This is a genomic window from Mycobacterium sp. SMC-2, assembly GCF_025263485.1.
Classification (GTDB): Bacteria; Actinomycetota; Actinomycetes; order Mycobacteriales; family Mycobacteriaceae; genus Mycobacterium.
Genome location: NZ_CP079863.1, coordinates 2108294 through 2126040 on the forward strand (window position 1 = coordinate 2108294; position 17747 = coordinate 2126040).

At 69.1% G+C, this 17747-nt stretch carries 15 protein-coding genes and 1 pseudogene; 13 read left to right on the forward strand and 3 right to left on the reverse strand.

The window, feature by feature from the left end:
- Nucleotides 1-68 precede the first annotated feature (68 nt).
- The 7 genes from KXD96_RS10010 to KXD96_RS10040 are packed head-to-tail and all read left to right on the forward strand — an operon-like array spanning nucleotide 69 to nucleotide 9174.
- Nucleotides 69-956, forward strand: coding sequence for a universal stress protein (locus KXD96_RS10010; RefSeq protein ID WP_260744421.1), 888 nt, complete (start codon nucleotides 69-71; stop codon nucleotides 954-956).
- Nucleotides 957-970: 14 nt separating this feature from the next.
- Nucleotides 971-2488, forward strand: a complete 1518-nt coding sequence (locus KXD96_RS10015; protein WP_260744422.1) for a bifunctional aminoglycoside phosphotransferase/ATP-binding protein — start codon at nucleotides 971-973, stop codon at nucleotides 2486-2488.
- A 3-nt stretch (nucleotides 2489-2491) separates the two neighbouring features.
- A complete protein-coding gene (ppsA, locus tag KXD96_RS10020; RefSeq protein ID WP_260744423.1) occupies nucleotides 2492-4792 on the forward strand; it encodes a phosphoenolpyruvate synthase in 2301 nt (766 codons plus the stop codon).
- A 5-nt stretch (nucleotides 4793-4797) separates the two neighbouring features.
- A complete protein-coding gene (locus tag KXD96_RS10025) occupies nucleotides 4798-5796 on the forward strand; it encodes an Acg family FMN-binding oxidoreductase (RefSeq protein WP_260744424.1) in 999 nt (332 codons plus the stop codon).
- Nucleotides 5797-5814: 18 nt separating this feature from the next.
- On the forward strand, nucleotides 5815-6918 hold the full coding sequence (locus KXD96_RS10030; protein ID WP_260744425.1) for a 3-oxoacyl-ACP synthase III family protein: 1104 nt from the start codon (nucleotides 5815-5817) through the stop codon (nucleotides 6916-6918).
- On the forward strand, nucleotides 6902-7807 hold the full coding sequence (locus KXD96_RS10035; RefSeq protein WP_260744426.1) for a 3-oxoacyl-[acyl-carrier-protein] synthase III C-terminal domain-containing protein: 906 nt from the start codon (nucleotides 6902-6904) through the stop codon (nucleotides 7805-7807). Before KXD96_RS10030 ends, KXD96_RS10035 begins: the two co-directional genes overlap by 17 nt.
- Nucleotides 7795-9174: a wax ester/triacylglycerol synthase family O-acyltransferase gene (locus KXD96_RS10040; protein WP_260744427.1), complete on the forward strand. Its 1380-nt coding sequence runs from the start codon at nucleotides 7795-7797 to the stop codon at nucleotides 9172-9174. Before KXD96_RS10035 ends, KXD96_RS10040 begins: the two co-directional genes overlap by 13 nt.
- Here KXD96_RS10040 and KXD96_RS10045 read toward each other — a convergent pair.
- Together KXD96_RS10045 and KXD96_RS10050 are read right to left on the reverse strand one after the other, a co-directional pair.
- Nucleotides 9169-9843 (reverse strand): PAS and ANTAR domain-containing protein, encoded by a 675-nt coding sequence (locus KXD96_RS10045; protein WP_260744428.1) that lies wholly within the window; start codon nucleotides 9841-9843, stop codon nucleotides 9169-9171. The genes KXD96_RS10040 and KXD96_RS10045 overlap by 6 nt on opposite strands.
- 81 nt (nucleotides 9844-9924) lie before the next feature.
- The gene (locus KXD96_RS10050) at nucleotides 9925-10047 is read right to left on the reverse strand and encodes a hypothetical protein (protein WP_260745600.1); all 123 of its coding nucleotides are present in this window, start codon (nucleotides 10045-10047) and stop codon (nucleotides 9925-9927) included.
- Between the two features lie 145 nt (nucleotides 10048-10192).
- Between KXD96_RS10050 and KXD96_RS10055 the strand changes: the two genes are divergently transcribed.
- Nucleotides 10193-10576 carry a helix-turn-helix transcriptional regulator gene (locus KXD96_RS10055; RefSeq protein WP_260744429.1) on the forward strand — a complete coding sequence of 128 codons (384 nt, stop codon included), beginning with the start codon at nucleotides 10193-10195 and terminating at the stop codon, nucleotides 10574-10576.
- 78 nt (nucleotides 10577-10654) lie between these two features.
- Entirely contained in the window at nucleotides 10655-11191 is a 537-nt protein-coding gene (locus tag KXD96_RS10060; protein ID WP_260744430.1) for a DUF1360 domain-containing protein, read from the forward strand.
- A 7-nt stretch (nucleotides 11192-11198) separates the two neighbouring features.
- On the opposite strand, the pseudogene KXD96_RS10065 reads toward KXD96_RS10060, so the two are convergent.
- Nucleotides 11199-11363 (reverse strand): annotated as a pseudogene (locus KXD96_RS10065) (NAD(P)/FAD-dependent oxidoreductase); the annotation flags it as partial.
- Nucleotides 11364-11500: 137 nt separating this feature from the next.
- Between KXD96_RS10065 and KXD96_RS10070 the strand changes: the two are divergent.
- The 4 genes from KXD96_RS10070 (at nucleotide 11501) to KXD96_RS10085 (ending at nucleotide 17719) form a co-directional block, all read left to right on the forward strand.
- Nucleotides 11501-12682 (forward strand): zinc-dependent alcohol dehydrogenase, encoded by a 1182-nt coding sequence (locus KXD96_RS10070; RefSeq protein ID WP_260744431.1) that lies wholly within the window; start codon nucleotides 11501-11503, stop codon nucleotides 12680-12682.
- 120 nt (nucleotides 12683-12802) lie between these two features.
- Nucleotides 12803-14953, forward strand: a complete 2151-nt coding sequence (gene glgX / locus KXD96_RS10075; RefSeq protein ID WP_260744432.1) for a glycogen debranching protein GlgX — start codon at nucleotides 12803-12805, stop codon at nucleotides 14951-14953.
- Nucleotides 14954-15102: 149 nt separating this feature from the next.
- The gene (locus KXD96_RS10080; protein WP_260744433.1) at nucleotides 15103-16857 is read left to right on the forward strand and encodes a sensor domain-containing diguanylate cyclase; all 1755 of its coding nucleotides are present in this window, start codon (nucleotides 15103-15105) and stop codon (nucleotides 16855-16857) included.
- Nucleotides 16858-16948: 91 nt separating this feature from the next.
- A complete protein-coding gene (locus tag KXD96_RS10085; RefSeq protein WP_260745302.1) occupies nucleotides 16949-17719 on the forward strand; it encodes an SDR family oxidoreductase in 771 nt (256 codons plus the stop codon).
- Nucleotides 17720-17747: the final 28 nt, after the last annotated feature.

Below are 17747 nucleotides of genomic sequence, written 5' to 3' on the forward strand. Positions count from 1 at the left end.
TGGTGACTAAAGCCTCATGATCGACGGTCGGTCGCGCCATAGCGTTTTGGGAGATGGAGGGAGAAGAAATGTCCGCACTTGCAAACCGCCATGGCATCGTCGTGGGAATCGACGGATCGCCGGCCTCGAACGCCGCCGTGTGTTGGGCGGCCCGGGACGCGGCGATGCGACACGTCCCGCTGACGGTGGTCCACATGGTGAACGCGATGGTGCCGATGTATCCGGCCCTTCCCCTGTCGACCGGCGTGGCGGTGTGGCAGGAAGAGCGGGGCCGGGAGGTCCTCGAGCAGGCGGTCAAGGTCGCCGAGGACGCCGTCACCACGGACCGCAAGATCGACGTCCGAAGCGAGCTGAGGTGTGCGCCCCCGGTGCCCACTCTGGTCGAGATGTCCAAAGAGGCCGAGATGGTCGTCGTCGGCAGCACTGGGCGCGGCGGGTTGGCCAGGCTGCTGCTGGGTTCGGTGAGCAGCGGAGTGGTCCGCAGCGCGCGCTGCCCGGTCGCGGTCATCCGCGACGAGGATCCGCTCATGGAGCATCCGCAGCAAGCCCCGGTCCTCGTGGGCGTCGACGGCTCACCGGCCTCGGATGTTGCGGTGGCCGTTGCCTTCGATGAAGCGTCGCGTCGCGGTGTCGAGCTGACGGCGTTGCACGCATGGAGTGACGTCGACGTCTTCGAACTGCCCGGCGTGGATTGGTCGGCGGTGAAGGCGGAAGCCGAGCGGAGTCTGGCCGAACAGCTGGCCGGCTGGCAGGAGCGCTATCCCGATGTCACCGTGCGGCGCGTGGTCGTTGCCGACCGCCCTGCCCGGCAGCTCATCGAACAGTCGGAGTCCGCCCAACTGGTCGTCGTGGGCAGTCACGGCCGCGGCGGCCTGTCCGGTGTGTTGCTCGGTTCGGTCAGTAACGCCGTCGTGCACTCGGTCCGCATGCCCGTCATCGTGGCCCGGCCATCGTAGAGCCGCGCCGCGCCATGCCCGCAGCGACAGCCACCGGAGAAGCGACGAAGACCGCCGTGCCCTACCTCGAAATGCACGAAACCCACACCGGCGTCGTCGTTTTGGCCGGGGATCGGGCGTACAAGGCGAAGAAGCCCGTGCTCACCGACTTCCTCGACTTTCGCGCCCCCGAGCAGCGGGAACGCGCGTGTCGCCGGGAGGTCGAGCTGAACAGCCGGCTGTCGCCGGACAGCTACCTCGGGGTGGCGCAGCTGTCCGACCCGGCCGGCGGCCCGCCCGAGCCGGTCATCGTCATGCGGCGCTACAGCGACCAGAACCGGTTGGCGTCCATGGTGTTTCGCGATTCCGACGAGTCGGTTCGGGGTGCACTGGACGCCATCGCCGGGCTGTTGGCCGACTTTCACCGCGACGCCAAGCGGAGCCCCGCCATCAGCGCCCAGGGTGGGGCCGCGGCGGTCGAACGCCGCTGGCGCGAAAACCTGTCGGAACTGCGGCGCTACGCCGACGCGTCCACGCCCGGGGTCACTGCGGAAGCCGTGTCGCGGATCGAGCGCCTGGTCGCCCAGTACATCGCGGGCCGCGCGCCCCTGTTCGAGCGCCGCGTCGTACAGAAGTGCATCGTCGACGGGCACGGTGATCTGCTCGCCGACGACATCTTCTGGGTGGACGGGAAGCCGGCGTTGCTCGACTGCCTGGAGTTCGACGACGAACTCCGCTACGTGGACTGCATCGACGACGCCGCGTTTTTGGCCATGGATCTCGAGTTCCTCGGACGAAAAGACCTCGCCGGCCACTTCCTCGAGCGTTACGCCCAGCATTCGGGCGACACGGCGCCGTCGTCACTGTGCGACTTCTACATCGCCTATCGCGCCGTGGTGAGGGCGAAGGTGGACTGCGTTCGCCTGTCGCAGGGCAAACACGCCGCGGCCCAGGACGCGCGCCGCCACCTCGCCATCGCGACCGGACACCTGGAAAGCGGCGCGGTCCGACTGGCGCTCGTCGGTGGCAACCCGGGCACGGGCAAGTCGACCCTCGCCCGTGCGCTCGCCGGACGCGTTGGGGCGCAGGTCATCTCGACCGACGACGTGCGCCGCGAGCTGCGCGACGCGGGCACCATCGGCGGGGATTCCGGCGTGCTCGACGCGGGTCTGTACAGCGTCGACAACGTGGCGGCGGTCTACGAGTCGGTCCTGCACCGGGCGCGCCCGCTGCTCAGCGCCGGGCAGTCGGTGATCCTGGACGGCACCTGGCGGGACCCGGACGCGCGCACGCAGGCCCGCCGCCTCGCCGCGGAAACGCATTCGGCCTTCGTCGAACTCATGTGCTCGGTGACCATCGACGCGGCCGGCTGGCGAATCGCGACCAGGCCCGCCGGCAATTCGGAGGTGACCCCGGAGATCGCCGCCGTGTTGGCCGCCCAGCGCTCCGGCTGGGACAGCGCACACCTCATCGACACCTCGGCAAGGCCCGAGGAGGCAGCGCGCGAGGCTCACGACGTATGGCAGCACCAACGCTTGGCTGAGAAGGAGTAAGGCATGTCAACGGAAACCGTCGTCAACGCGTATGTCAGCGACATATCGGCGTTGCGGCTCAGTGACTCCGAGGAGGCCGGCGGCAAGGGTGCCAACATGGGGGAGTTGGTCGCCGCCGGGCTCCCGGTCCCGCCCGGGTTCGTGTTGCTGCGCAGCAGCTATCGGGCCGCGATGCGGGCGGGCGGGGTCGACGCCGAACTCGCCGCGCTGCACCGCGAAGCCCTGACGAAGGTCGACAGCAGCGCCCGGCTGTCCGAGCTGTGCCAGCGCATGCGCCAGCTGGTCACCGGGGCAGGCGTCAGCGAGGACGTTCGCGACCAACTGCTCGCGTCCTACCGCGCGCTCGGCTCGAACATCGTTGTGGCCGTGCGCTCGTCGGCGACGGGCGAGGACGGCCGCGACGCCTCGTTCGCGGGAATGAACCAGACGCTGACGAACGTGACCGGCGAGGACGCCCTCGTCGACGCAGTCACGCAGTGCTGGGCCTCGCTGTTCAGCCCGCGCGTGGTCACCTATCGAGCCAGCCGGGGTTTCACCGCCGATCCGGCCATGGCGGTGGTCGTCCAGCAGATGATCGCCTCCGAGCAGTCCGGGGTCGCGTTCACCACCGACCCCAGCACGGGGGACCCGGGGCACATCGTCATCGAGGCCGCGCTCGGACTGGGTGAGGTCGTGGTGTCCGGCAAGGTCCAGCCGGACACCTACGTCGTGGACAAGAAGACGCTCGACGTGATCGACGTCAAGGTGGGCTACCAGGCGTTCAAGATCGTCCGCGGCCCCGACGGGCGCGACCTCGTCGTGGACCTGGAACCCGAACTGGCGCAGGCTCGCGTGCTGGACGACGCGGCGCTGCGCCGGATCGCCGAACTGGCGATCGCGGTGGAGAACCACCACGGCTGCCCCCAGGACATCGAATGGGCGATCGCCGGGGGGAAGGCCTGGCTGGTGCAGGCCCGGCCCATCACGACGCTGCACCCGGAAGCATCCGCCGAGTCGACCGGCGTGCTGGTGCGCGGGCTGCCCGCGGCGCCCGGCTCCGCCGCCGGACGGGTGCGCGTGCTGCACAGCCCGGAGGAGGGTAACCGGTTGCAGGACAACGAGATTCTGGTTGCCCCAATGACCAATCCGGACTGGCTTCCGGCCATCCGCCGCGCGGCCGCGCTGGTGACCGAGACGGGCGGGATGACCTGCCACGCGGCGATCGTCGCGCGTGAGCTGAACGTGCCCTGCGTGGTGGGCGCCCGGGACGCGACGACCATTCTGCGCGACGGGCAGACGGTGACCGTCGACGGTGGGCACGGCACCGTCACCGCCGGCGAGCAGGCCCCGCGGGTGCGGGCGACGACCGTCGAGCAGCCACCGGCTGCAGCCGGCGGCGGGGAAGTGACCGGCACCAAGATCTATGTCAACCTGGCCATCCCCGACACCGCCGAAACGGTCGCCGCTTCGGACGTCGACGGCGTGGGCCTGCTGCGTGCGGAATTCCTGCTGACGCAGGCGCTTTCGGGCCGGCACCCGCGAGACCTCATCGCCCACGGCGAGCAGGCCGGCCTCGTCGACGCCATGGTGGCGTCCATCGGCCGCATCGCCTCGGCCTTCGGCACCCGGCCGGTCATCTACCGCGCCACCGATTTCCGCAGCAACGAATTCCGCGGCTTGCGCGGAGGCGAAGCCTACGAACCGGTCGAACACAACCCGATGATCGGCTACCGCGGGTGCTACCGCTACGTCAAGGACCCGGATCTGTTCGCCCTCGAACTCGAGGCGCTGGCCCGGGTGCGCGAGCGTAACCCCAACCTGCACCTGATGATTCCCTTCGTGCGGACCCGGTGGGAACTCGAAGCGTGCCTGTCGTTGGTGGACGCCAGCCCGCTAGGCGCCCAACGCGGCCTGCATCGCTGGGTGATGGCCGAGGTGCCGTCGGTCACGTATTGGCTGCCCGAGTACATCGGCATGGGCATCGACGGGGTTTCCATCGGCAGCAACGACCTCACGCAGCTGGTGCTCGGGGTGGACCGCGATTCGGACATCTGCGCCGAGTTGTTCGACGAATCCGACGGCGCGGTGCTGGATGCGATCGGCCGCGTCGTGGCGACAGCGCGCAAACACGGCATCACCTCGTCGCTGTGCGGTCAGGCCCCGTCGACCAATCCAAGCTTCGCCGAGCATCTGGTGCGCATGGGCATCACCTCCGTGTCGGTCAACCCGGACGCGGCGGCGGCCGCCCGCCGGGTGATCGCCTCCGCCGAGCGCCGGTTGTTGCTGGAATCCGCGCATGCGCGGACGCATTCCGGGGAGCGCTGAACGAGATGGCTGACATTACCGTGCGGGCGCCGGATGCCGAAGTCATCCGTGACGCGGTGATGTTGGCAAGCCGGGCGCCCTCACTGCACAACAGCCAGCCCTGGCGGTGGATCGTCGAACATGCGGGCCTGCAGCTGTGGGCGGATCCCTGCCGGTTGGTGCCCGCCACCGACCACACCGGCCGGGAGCTGTTGTTGAGCTGCGGGGCGGTCCTGGATCACCTCCGGGTCGCCATGGCGGCCGCCGGCTGGGAGTGCGCCACCGAGCGCCTTCCCGATCCGTCGCTGCCGAATCACCTGGCGACACTGCGGTTCCATGCCCTGGATGCGGTGTCGGAGCAGCATCGGCGGCGTGCGGCGGCGATCGGCCGCCGCCGCACCGACCGGCTGCCGTTCGGCGCGCCGGCCGGCTGGCCGGCCTTGCACTCGGCGCTGCGGTGCGCGGTGATGCCGTTCAACGTCCTGCTGGATGTGGTGCCCGACGACGACCGCCCACGCCTGGCGGAGGAGTCGGCGCTCATCGAGTCGCTGCGTCGATACGACACCACGTATCTGTCCGAGTTGCGCTGGTGGACATCGCCATTCGAGTCGGACGAGACCCACGTCCCGCAAACATCTCTGGTGTCCTCGTCCGAGGCCGCCCGCGTGGACGTCTCCCGGCGGTTTCCCCCAGTCGGGGGTGGCCACCGCCGCACCGCCGTCGACCACGACTGCTCGAAGATCGTCGTGCTGTCCACCCGGCACGGTGATGCACCGCTGGATGTGCTGCGCTGCGGCGAGGCCCTGTCGGCAGTGCTGCTCGAGTGCACCATGGCCGGCGCGGCCACCTGCACGCTGACCCACATGACCGAGATCGAACAGAGTCGCCGGATCGTCACGAGCATCGTCGGAACGACCGGGGCGCCGCAGCTGCTGATCCGGGTCGGGAGTGCACCGCCCGGCGGCCAACACGTCGAAGCCACGTCTCGGCGCCTGGTCACCGAGGTCCTCGAGTTTCGCGAATAGCGATTGGAGGTCGCTGCGATGGTCCGGCGTTGGCTGGTGATGGAGACCGCCGGGGACGGCACCCCGGTCCCGTTCGTCGCGCGGGTGGCTGGCGCGGGGCGGCATCTACCCGAAACCCACCTGAGCACAGCGGAATTGATGGCGACGACGCGCCACCGCACCCACATCGACCTGGAGCGGCTGACCGGGATCCGTGAGCGCCGCGTCTCGGTGGGTGACGAGGATTCCTACTCCCTGGCCACCTCGGCCGCGCGCAATGCCCTGGCCACCGGGGGGCAGGACGCGGCCTCGCTCGACGTGGTGATCAGTTGCAGCATCACCAAATTCCGCGGCGGCCTCACCCAATGGCTGGAACCGACGATGAGCGGGGCCGTGGCCCGGGCCATCGGCGCGCACCGCGCCATGACCTTCGACGTGTCCAACGCGTGCGCCGGGATGCTGACCGGAGTGACCATCGTGAACAACTGGATCCGCCAGGGCGCCATCGAGCGCGGGCTGGTCGTGAGCGGTGAATACATCTCCCAGCTCGGCCAGAACGCCGCCCGCCACATCCGCAGCATCATGAGCAAGGAACTGGCCTCGCTGACCCTCGGCGATGCGGGCGCGGCGCTCCTGCTGGAGCGCGCCCCGGCCGGGTCCGCGGGCATCAGCCTCGCCGGCTTCACCACCGTCGCCGACTACAGCAGGCTCTGCCTCGCCTACCCGCAGGGCCACGATCCCGGCGCGCGGATGTTCACCGACGCCCGCGGGATCCATCGCGCCGCGATCGCCGACACGCCGCTGCTGCTGCACGAAGTTCTCGAGGCCGCAGGGATTTCGATCCACGACATCGACCACGTGATCACCCACCAGACGTCCGCGCGCGCCATCCGCAAGGGGATGGCCCGCGTGTCGGAGTCCTTCGGCGACCTGCCCCGCCACGACGCGGTCATCACCGTGGACCGCTACGGCAACACGGCGTCGACGACCCACACGGTCGCACTGGTCGAGGAGCTGGAGGCCGGCCACATCGCGCCGGGAGAAACCGTCGCCTTGATCGCGCTGGCGTCGGGACTGGAAATAGGCGTGGTCTTGTTGACCTTGGACGAGGATTTGGTGGGCCGCTATGGGCACCGTGATTGACCAAGTGGACGTCGCGGCGCCGCGCTGGCGGCACAGGCACAGCGCGCTGCACCTCGCCGTGAATGCGGCCAAGAGCTGCCTGCAGCGGGCCGGCTGCGACGCGGCCGACCTGGATCTGATCGTCAATGCGGGGATTTACCGGGACCGCAACATGGGTGAGCCGGCGCTGGCGGCGCTGATCCAGGACGACATCGGCGCCAATCCCGAGGATCCGCACCCGGGCGGTCACGGCACCTTCTCCTTCGACGTCGCCAACGGCACCTGCGGCGTGTTGACCGCCCTGCAGATCGTCGACGGCTTCCTGCGGGCGCGCAGCATCCGCCGCGCGCTCATCCTGGCCAGCGACGCCGACCCCGGCCATGGCCTGAGCGAGCACTTCCCGTTTTCGGCGTCCGGGGCGGCCGTGTTGTGCGGATGGTCCGACGACGACTACGGGCTCGGTCGCGTGTCGTGGGTGAACACCGACGGTGCGGACGCCGAGGCACTCACGGCGACAGTGGGTTTCGCCGACTCGCGCAACGTCCTGCGCTTCACCGAGTCGGCCGATCTGGACGACCGGCTGGCCGCGGCCGCCGCCGATGCGGCGCGGGCCTGCGTGGATGCCCACGGTCTCGTGCCGTCGGACGTCGACATGGTCATCGCCGCCCCCGCGCGTGCTGGCTTCAGTTCCGCGCTCGGCGATCGCCTCAAAGTGCCTGCGGCGCAGATCATCGTCGCCGACGACGAACGGATGCACACCGCCGCGCTCGCGGCCGCGTTCGGAGGGCAGGTCGGCCGGCTTCGCCCGGGCGCGCGGGCTTTACTGGTGGCCGCCGGGGCGGGCGTCACGGCGGGCGCCGCGCTGTACTGCCAGCCTCCCGGGAAAGAGGAACGACCATGGAGCAATTGACGCCCCTGGACGCCGGATTCCTGGAGGTCGAAGACTCCGATCCACACGTGAGCCTCGCGGTGGGCGGGGTGTCGATCGTGGAGGGTCCGGCCCCGGCGTATGAGGAGTTCGTCGCTTCGTTCGCCAAGCGGGTCGAGATGATCCCACGCTGCAGGCAAGTCCTGCGGACCCATCCGTTCGATTTGCGGCCGTCGGAATGGGTGGACGACCCGCACTTCGACCTGGCGCGCCACGTGCACCGCATCGCGCTGCCGCAGCCGGGCGGCGACCCCGAGCTGTTCGAGTTGATCGCCACGTTGATGGAGCGCCGGCTCGATCGCGAACGCCCGCTGTGGGAGTGCTGGATCATCGAGGGGCTCAGCGAGGGCCGGTGGGCGGTGCTGACCAAGGTTCACCACTGCATCGCCGACGGCATCGCGACGGCGCAGCTGCTGGCGAAGTTCAGCGACGACGCCGACGGCGACAGCTTCGCCGCCGATGTCGGCGCCGCCAAGTTGCCGGTCCCGCAGGCGGTTCGATCCAAAGTGAGCCTCAACCCGCTGAGCTGGGCGAGCGACATCGCTCGCCGCGCGTTCGGTGCGGTGACCGCGGCCGAACACGCCGCCATCGGTGCGGCCGAGCTGGCGGCCGCGTTGCTGCACCCGGCCCCCGAATCGTCGCTGCACGGGCCGGTCACCACGATGCGGCGGTACAGCGTGGCCCGCGCCCGGTTGAGAGACATGCACAAGGTCGCCAGGGCGTTCGGGGTCACGCTGAACGACGTTGCGCTGGCCGCGATCACCAACAGTTACCGCGGCGTCTTGCTGGCGCGGGGGGAGCAGCCGGGCCGGGACTCGCTGCGCACGCTCGTTCCCGTTTCCGTCCGCGCGGTGGACCACTTCAATGTCGCGGGCAACCGGGTCTCGGCGATGCTGCCGTTGCTCCCCGTCGACGAGGCGGACCCGGTGCGGCAGCTGAAGCTGGTGCACGACCGGCTCACCCGCGCCAAGGCCAGCGGGCAGAGCGAGGGCGCCAGCGCGGTGGTCGTAGCGGCAAAACGCACCCCGTTTGCCCTGTCCGCGTGGACGATTCGCTTGCTTTCACGGTTGCCCCAACGAGCGGTGGTCGGGTTGGCGACCAACGTTCCCGGCCCGCGGAGCCGGCAGCGCCTGATGGGCCGTCGGGTGCTGGAGCTGCTGCCGATCCCGCCGATCGCGCTTCAAGTGCGCACCGGCGTCGCGATGCTCAGCTACGCCGACAATTTCGTCTTCGGCATCACCGCCGACTACGACACCGCCCCCGATATCGACGCGCTCGCCCTCGGCATCGAGGCGGGCATGGCGCAACTGATTGCGGCGGCCCGTACCCGGCGCCGCAAGACGTCATGACTCTGCGGCTTGGGCGACCCGCCGATTCGCGGTCAACAGCAAATGGTCGAACTTCGATTGGGCATCGAGACGTAGGCCGGCGGCCCGGAAGTCCTCGGCGATCTGTTCGGCAAGCGGTCGCAGCTTGATATTCGCTTGCTGGGAAAGCCATTTGAGCACTTCGAAGGCCGCGCTCTCGCTGATGCCGTAAACCAGCATCAGCATGCCCTTGACCTGTTCGATGCCGGCCCGGTTCTCGCTGATCTCGGCCAGCTTGGCGCTGACGACCTCCTCCTGGTCCGGGGCCGGGGAGACGTCGATGTAGAACCCGTGCGTTCCCACGACGTCGCCGTCGTCGTCGAAGAGCCGGTCGCTCACCACGACGACGTGGTGCAGCTTGCCGGCGGTGTCGACGATCCGATGGCGGGTGCTGAACGCCTCGCGGGTGTTCACGATCTGATCGATGGTGGCCGCGACCTGCCCGCGGTCGTCCGGGTGCTTGTGCGAGAGCACCAGGTCGGTGGTGGGTGTGACGCTGCCCGGCTCATATCCGTGCATGCGCTGCACCTGTTCCGACCACTCCCAGCGCTGATCGGCGAAGTAGAACCGGAACCAGCCGGCCGGTTGCTCGGCACCGCCGGCCAGGGCCTGTTCGACGCTGGCGGATTGACCGTCCAGTTCCCACTTCATGTCGCGTCTGAATCCTTGCCGTTGAGCCGGGGGGCGGCGGCCTGCTGCACACGGACCCGAGCCCGCCGCCCCACCGGGCGATCAGGCGTTGATGACCTCGCGCTGCGAGGCGTCCATCGGCATCACCGCCGGCCGGGCGGCCGTGCCGAGCACGTGCTGGGTAAGGCGGTCGAGGTCACGGAAGGGGTCGCTACGCATCAGCATGGTGGTCACCTCTCACTGGAAATCTAGGCTGTGGTCTGGCTAGTACCTATGTCTAATGACATAGATTTGATATAACATAGTCGACACTATCCCGCAAGTGTGTTAAATACATTATCTAAGCCCGCTAGCTTCGAGGAGACGCGCGATGACCGACCAACGCGGCGAGTTCGGCGCCCCGGCGCCCGATCACGGCGTGTACGGCATCTCGGTGGCCGCCGAACTGTCCGGCATCGCGGTGCAGTCGCTGCGCCTGTACGAACGTTATGGGCTCGTCACGCCGGCGCGAAGCGATGGCGGGACCCGCCGCTACAGCGCGCAAGACCTGGCCCGGCTCAAGCGCATCAGCGAGCTGGTCGACGCCGGCATCAACCTGGCCGGCGTGGCCCGCATCCTCGAACTCGAGGACCACAACGCGACGCTCTCGGCGGCCAACACCGATCTGCGGTCCACCAACCGGACCCTACGCAAGGCCGCCAAATCCGCGAGGTCCTCGCGGCGGGCCGCCGAACTCTGCGACGAGGACGCCTGAGGGTTCCTGCGGTCCTCCGATTGCGCTCAGCCACATCGGGTACCCAGGTCGGTGTGCCTTTGAGTTGAAGGAGACGCAATGGGAGAGGTGGCGGAGGCCAAGGCCCAGGTGGTCGATGGCGCACGGCGGGAAGCGGACGTATACCGCGGCGACGAGCCCCGGCCGCTGGGCGGCTACCTGGCGGTGCTGGTGATCTACAGCGTCGTGGTGGCCGTCGCGACCGCGGCCGCACTGCTGCGCGGGCGCACGCTACCGGAGCGTTGGCGCATCCAGGACCTGGTCACGGTCACCCTGGGCACCCACAAGCTCTCGCGGACCCTGGCCAAGGACGCCGTGACGAGCCCGCTGCGCGCGCCGTTCACCCGCTTCGCGGGCAGTGGCGGACCGGCGGAGGTGATGGAGGAGGTGCGCGACGAAAGCCCGTTGCGCCACAGCCTGGGCGAGCTGCTGACCTGCCCGTTCTGCCTGGACATGTGGGTGGCGACCGGCTTTGCGATCGGCCTGGTGTTCGCGCCGCGATTCACTCGCCTGATCGCGGGTGTCTTCACCGTGTTGGCCGGCGCCGATTTCCTCCAGCTCGCCTACGCGATGGCGCAGCGATCGGCCGAGGGCTGAGACGCCCTCAGCCGGTCTTCGGCATCGGGATGCCCTCGCTGGCCGCGAACTGCGAGTCCTCCTCGGACGCGAGTCCGATGGAGACCACCGACCGGGCGAACAGCGCTTCGGTCAGGTAGGCCACCGCCCACCGGTTGACGCCACGCGGGATCGCGTACAGGTGGTGATGTCGGTCTGCACGCGCCGTCGGCGCAGGATGCGGGCTCACCGACGTCGCGAAATCGCTGATCGACAGCGAGCGTCCGCTCAAGCGCCGGCACGGCTGACGGCCGCGTTTCGGCGGCCGCCAGACGGGTATGTGCCTCGCACATGAAAGCTGTCACCTGGCATGGCAAGCGCGACGTGCGGGTGCAATCGGTGCCCGACCCGAAGATCGAGAAGCCCACCGACGCCATCATCGAAGTCACGTCGACCAATATCTGCGGGTCGGACCTGCACCTCTACGAGATTCTCGGGGCTTTCATGAAGCCCGGGGACATCCTCGGGCACGAACCCATGGGGATCGTGCGTGAGGTCGGCGGCGAAACGGGCGATTTGCGGGTCGGGGACCGGGTCGTCATCCCTTTCCAAATCTCCTGCGGCAGTTGCTACATGTGCGACCACCAGCTCTACACCCAATGCGAGACCACCCAGGTGCGCGAGCAGGGCATGGGCGCGGCACTGTTCGGCTACTCGGAGCTCTACGGCGAAATCCCCGGCGGCCAAGCCGAACTGCTGCGCGTCCCTCAGGCGCAGTTCACCCACATCAAAGTCCCTGTGGGGCCGCCGGATTCGCGGTTCGTCTATCTGTCCGACGTGCTGCCCACGGCCTGGCAGGCGGTGGCGTACGCCGACATCCCGGACGGCGGCGCGGTCACCGTCCTGGGCCTGGGTCCCATCGGTGACATGGCCGCGCGGATCGCCGATCACCTCGGGTATCGGGTGATCGCCGTCGACCTGGTGCCCGAACGCCTGGCACGCGCCGCACAACGCGGCATCCACACCGTCGACCTGGGACGGCTCGACTCCTCGCTGGGGGACGCGATCCGGGACCTGACCGACGGCCGGGGCTCCAACTCCGTCATCGACGCGGTGGGCATGGAAGCGCACGGTTCCCCGGCGGCCAAGCTAGCGCAGCAGGCCACCGGACTGCTGCCGGACGTGTTCGCCAAGCGGCTCATGCAAACCGCCGGCGTGGACCGGCTCAGCGCCCTGTATTCGGCCATCGACATCGTGCGCCGCGGCGGAACCATTTCGCTGATCGGCGTCTACGGCGGGATGGCCGACCCGCTGCCGATGCTCACCCTCTTCGACAAGCAGGTCACCGTGCGGATGGGCCAGGCGAACGTGAAGAGGTGGGTGGACGACATCATGCCGCTGCTGACCGACGACGACCCCCTGGGCGTGGATACGTTCGCCTCCCACGTACTGCCCCTCGACCAGGCCCCGCACGCCTACGAGATCTTCCAGAAGAAGCAGGACGGCGCGGTGAAGATCATCTTGAAGCCTTAGGCCGCGAAAGTGCAACGGGCGACGCGTTTCTCGAGAGCAGGCGTCGGCGGTTGCACCCTCGCGGCATCCCCGGCCGCGGGCGCGGTTTGACCGCCGCGTCGGTCGGGTATCAACTGCGCCATGACATCCGCAGAAGCCCCCGTTCCCACGCCCACCGGAGAGGTGTGGCCGGGCCGCGCCTATCCGCTCGGCGCCACCTACGACGGGGCGGGCACCAACTTCGCCGTGTTCAGCGAGGTGGCCGAGCGGGTGGAGCTCTGCCTGTTCGACGCCGACGGCAAGGAGAGCCGGGTCACGCTGCCCGAGGTCGACGGGTTCGTCTGGCACGCCTACATCCCCAGCATCGAACCCGGCCAGCGTTACGGCTACCGCGTGCACGGCCCATACGACCCGGCGAACGGACTGCGGTGCAACCCGAACAAGCTGCTGGTGGACCCCTATTCGAAGGCCATCGACGGCAATTTTGAGTGGGACCAGGCGCTGTTCAGCTACAACTTCGGCGACCCGGACAGCCGCAACGACGACGACTCCGCCGCCTTCATGCCCAAGTCGGTGGTGATCAACCCCTACTTCGACTGGGGCAACGACCGGCCGCCGGACCACCAGTACGCCGACACCGTCATCTACGAGGCGCACGTCAAGGGCCTGACCCAAACCCACCCCGACATCCCCGAGCAGCTGCGCGGCACCTACGCGGCCGTCGCTCACCCGGTGATCATCGAGCACCTCAAGAGCATCGGCGTCACCGCCATCGAACTGATGCCGGTGCACCACTTCGCCAACGACTCCACCCTGGTGGACAAGGGGCTCTCGAATTACTGGGGTTACAACACGATCGGGTTCTTCGCGCCCGACTTCAAGTACTCCAGCGCCACGTCTCCCGGTGGGCAGGTGCAGGAGTTCAAGGCGATGGTCCGCACGCTGCACGAGGCCGGCATCGAGGTCATCCTCGACGTCGTCTACAACCACACCGCCGAGGGCAACCACATGGGTCCGACGCTCTCCATGCGCGGGATCGACAACGCCGCCTACTACCGGCTGGTCGACGACGACAAGCGCTACTACATGGACTACACCGGCACCGGCAACAGCCTCAACGTCGGGCACCCGCACGCGCTGCAGCTGATCATGGACTCGCTGCGCTACTGGGTGCTCGAGATGCACGTCGACGGCTTCCGCTTCGACCTGGCCGCGACGCTGGCCCGCGAGTTCTACGACGTGGACCGGCTGGCGACGTTTTTCGAACTGGTGCAACAGGATCCGACGATCAGCCAGGTCAAGCTGATCGCCGAGCCGTGGGACGTCGGGCCGGGCGGCTACCAGGTCGGCAACTTCCCGCCGCAGTGGACCGAGTGGAACGGCAAGTACCGCGACACCGTCCGCGACTTCTGGCGCGGCGAGCCGGCCACCCTCGACGAGTTCGCCTACCGCCTGTCCGGGTCCGCCGACCTCTACGAGCACACCGCGCGCCGACCGGTCGCCTCGATCAACTTCGTCATCGCGCACGACGGGTTCACGCTGCGCGACCTGGTGTCCTACAACGAGAAACACAACGAGGCCAACGGCGAGGACAACAACGACGGCGAAAGCCACAACCGGTCGTGGAACTGCGGCGCCGAGGGGCCGACCGACGACCCGGACGTCAACGCGCTGCGCGCCCGCCAGCAGCGCAACTTTCTCACCACGCTCCTGCTGTCGCAGGGTGTGCCGATGATCTGCCACGGCGACGAGCTGGGCCGCACGCAGAACGGCAACAACAACGGCTACTGCCAGGACAACGAGCTCACCTGGATCGACTGGGCAACAGCGGACAGCGGCCTGCTGGAGTTCACCCGCGTCGTGTCGGCGCTGCGCGCCGATCACCCGGTGTTCCGCAGGCGCCGGTTCTTCTCCGGCAAGCCGCTGGGCCGCCGCGGCCAGGACGGGCTGCCCGACATCGCCTGGTTCACCCCCGAGGGCGCCGAGATGACGGAGGAGGACTGGGGCGCGGGATTCGCGAAGTCCGTCGCGGTGTTCCTCAACGGACACGGCATCCCCGACCGCGATGCGCGCGGCCAGCGGGTGCTCGACGACTCGTTCCTGCTGTGCTTCAACGCCCACTACGAGCCGATCGAATTCACCTTGCCACCAAAGGAATTCAGCGCGGCTTGGCAACTGGTGGTCTTCACCGGGCCCGAGGAGGAGACGCCTGCCGACGAGGTGCCCGGTGGAGGCACGCTCACCGTGGACGCGCACACCGCCGTGGTGCTGCAGGCCCCGGACGCGGCCTGACGGGCCCGGATGATCGTCTGACGGCTCTGCCGAGCTGCCGGCATTGGTGACCTTTCGCCCGGAGGTTGATTACCTTTTCCCCCAGACATCGGCGGGCCGTTCGCGCACAATTTCGGTTGCGCCGCCGCGGGGGAAAGAAGGGACAGCCGATGGAGAGCCCGAGCCCCGAAGCGTGCCTGAACGACGTGGCTTGGTGCAGACGGATCGCCTTGCTGGTGGTGTTTGCCCTTGCCGCCATGACGTGGGTGGGCTGGGCGACTGGCATCGACCGGCTGACCCGGATCGATCCGGCCTGGCCGCAGATGATGCCGTGGACTGCGTTGTGGCTGGTAGCCCTAGGTGCGGCGATCCAGCTCCAGTCGGGTCGCCCATCGCGGGGGAGGGTGTGGGCCGGGCGAGGCGCGGCCCTGGCGGTGGGTGCCCTTGCCGGCGTCACCCTGGTGGAGTATGCCGCCGGTGGGCCGTCATCTGGCCTGGACCTGGTGTGGTTCGGCGACGCGGTGCGCACGTCGCAGCAGACCTGGCCGGGGCGTCCCAGCCCGCAGACGGCGTTGTCGGTCCTGCCCCTGGCGGCCGCCGCCGCGCTGATCCGAGTGGATCGGCGGACCTGCGTCGTGTGGCCCGCGTGCACGGCGGCCGGCGGCGCCATCCCGTTCGTCACGGTCGGCGCCTACTTGTTCGGCGCCCTGGCGCTGGTCGGCTTCTCGCCTTCCACCGGCCAGGCGCTCATGACGGCCGTGGCCCTGCTGCTGCTCGCCGCCGCGACGTCGCTGGCGCGCCCCGACCGGTCTCCGGTCGCCTGGCTGCTCGCCAGACCCGACCGGAAGTCACTGCTTCGGTTGGCGGCCATCCTCGCCGGCTTTCCGATCGTCGTAGCCCTGGCGAGGCCGTTGTTCCTGCGGCTCGAGCTGGGCCAGCACGCGGAATGGACCTTCTCGATACTGCTTGGCACCGCCATAGTCGGGGCGATCACGTTCTTCTTCATCCAGCGCGAGCACAGACTGCTGATCGAGAAGGAGCTGGTCAGCAAGCAACGCGCCGACGCCGAGGCGCGCTATCGCATCCTCGCCGACAACGCGGTGGACATCGTCGTGCACCTGCGCGACGGCGAGATTGCGTGGGTCTCGCCGTCCGTGAAGGCCGCGTTGGGACGACCCCCGCAGGGCTGGAGCGGCTCGGATTTCGACCGCCACATCCATCCGCGGGACATCGAGACGGTCAACGCCGCGCTGCGCAGGGTCGCCGCCGGCGAATCGGTCATGCAACGGTTCCGGGTCCGCTCCGCCGACGGCACCTACCACTGGGTCGAGGGCCACGGAAAACCGTACGTCGACGCCGAGGGGAACGTCGACGGCCTGATCGCCGCGGTGCGCATCGTCGACGACCAGGTGAAGGCGGAGCAACGACTGGAACGGCTGGCCCGGTACGACACCCTGACCGGCCTGGTCAACCGGGCTGAGGCCCTCGACCGGCTCGCCTGCGCGCTGGAGCAACCGCAACGCGCCGGAACATACGTCGGCGTATTGTTCTGCGACGTCGACCATTTCAAGGAAATCAACGACACCTGGGGACACGGCGCCGGCGATCTCGTACTCACGAGCCTGGCGGCACGAATCCAGGAAAGCGTTCGCCGGGGCGACACCGTGGGCCGGACGGGAGGCGACGAGATACTCGTCCTGCTGCCCGGCGTCCACAGCGCCGGCGAGCTCGCCCACATCGCCGAGAAGATCCGCTGTCGTGCCGCCGAACCGATTCAGGTTTCCGGCCAGACGTTCTCCGCGACCCTGAGCATCGGGGCCACGCTTGCCCTTCCCGGCGACTCGGTGGACACGATCACGGCCCGCGCGGACGCGGCCATGTACCAGGCCAAGTTGGGGGCCCGGAACACCGTCGTCCGCAATTGAGTAGCCGAGCTATCGCCATCCGCCGGGTGATATCCGGTAGGTTCTTGCCGACGGCAGCTCGTTACAAGAGAGGGCGAATATGTCAAGGACAGTGGTGGTGGGCGCCTCGAGCGGGCTCGGTCGCTGCATCGGTGTCGGCCTGGCCCAGCGCGGCGACCAGGTCGCGCTGCTGGCCCGCCGCCGCGAACGCATCGAAGCGGCGGCCAAGGAGGCCGGCCCGGGCGCGACCGCCATCGAATGCGACGTCACCGACGAGGCATCGTGCCGGTCGGCGATCGCCGCCGCCGCCGACGCCCTGGGCGGCATCGACAATATCGTCTACACCCCAGCCGTCGGGCCACTGGTCCGCATGGTCGACACCGACGCCGCCACCTGGCGGCGCATCTTCGACACCAACGTCATCGGCGCGGCGCTGGTGACCGCCGCTGCGGTGCCGCACCTGACGGCCGCCGCGGGCAAGGCGGTCTACCTGTCGTCGGACGCGGGCACGTTCGGGCCGCCGTGGCCGGGCCTGGGCGCGTACGGCGTCAGCAAGGCGGCCCTGGAGCGAATGGTCGACGCGTGGCGGGCCGAACACCCCGACATCGGTTTCACCACTCTCATCGTCGGGGAGTGCCCGGGTGGCGAGGGCGACGCGGCGACGGGCATGAACGTCGGCTGGGACATGGACCTCGCCATGAAGGCCGTCCCGTTGTGGGCGTCGAACGGCTGCATGCCCGGCAAGCTGATGCCGGTCGAGGACCTCATCGACGTGGTGCACACGATCCTGCGCACGAACGCCGCCACCTCGATGCCGGTGGTGGTGGCCAGGGGCGCGCCCGCCAGCACCGCCGTGTTCGCGGATTCCGCGCCGTCGCCCTAGCGGCGATCGCGAGCGCGGCGAAGCCGGG

Bases quoted from the DNA above. Each gene is read 5' to 3' on its own strand.
- KXD96_RS10010 (WP_260744421.1), top strand. From the start codon at position 69: ATGTCCGCACTTGCAAACCGCCATGGCATCGTCGTGGGAATCGACGGA.
- KXD96_RS10015 (WP_260744422.1), top strand. From the start codon at position 971: ATGCCCGCAGCGACAGCCACCGGAGAAGCGACGAAGACCGCCGTGCCC.
- ppsA (WP_260744423.1), top strand. From the start codon at position 2,492: ATGTCAACGGAAACCGTCGTCAACGCGTATGTCAGCGACATATCGGCG.
- KXD96_RS10025 (WP_260744424.1), top strand. From the start codon at position 4,798: ATGGCTGACATTACCGTGCGGGCGCCGGATGCCGAAGTCATCCGTGAC.
- KXD96_RS10030 (WP_260744425.1), top strand. From the start codon at position 5,815: ATGGTCCGGCGTTGGCTGGTGATGGAGACCGCCGGGGACGGCACCCCG.
- KXD96_RS10035 (WP_260744426.1), top strand. From the start codon at position 6,902: ATGGGCACCGTGATTGACCAAGTGGACGTCGCGGCGCCGCGCTGGCGG.
- KXD96_RS10040 (WP_260744427.1), top strand. From the start codon at position 7,795: ATGGAGCAATTGACGCCCCTGGACGCCGGATTCCTGGAGGTCGAAGAC.
- KXD96_RS10045 (WP_260744428.1), bottom strand. From the start codon at position 9,843: ATGAAGTGGGAACTGGACGGTCAATCCGCCAGCGTCGAACAGGCCCTG.
- KXD96_RS10050 (WP_260745600.1), bottom strand. From the start codon at position 10,047: ATGCTGATGCGTAGCGACCCCTTCCGTGACCTCGACCGCCTTACCCAG.
- KXD96_RS10055 (WP_260744429.1), top strand. From the start codon at position 10,193: ATGACCGACCAACGCGGCGAGTTCGGCGCCCCGGCGCCCGATCACGGC.
- KXD96_RS10060 (WP_260744430.1), top strand. From the start codon at position 10,655: ATGGGAGAGGTGGCGGAGGCCAAGGCCCAGGTGGTCGATGGCGCACGG.
- KXD96_RS10070 (WP_260744431.1), top strand. From the start codon at position 11,501: ATGAAAGCTGTCACCTGGCATGGCAAGCGCGACGTGCGGGTGCAATCG.
- glgX (WP_260744432.1), top strand. From the start codon at position 12,803: ATGACATCCGCAGAAGCCCCCGTTCCCACGCCCACCGGAGAGGTGTGG.
- KXD96_RS10080 (WP_260744433.1), top strand. From the start codon at position 15,103: ATGGAGAGCCCGAGCCCCGAAGCGTGCCTGAACGACGTGGCTTGGTGC.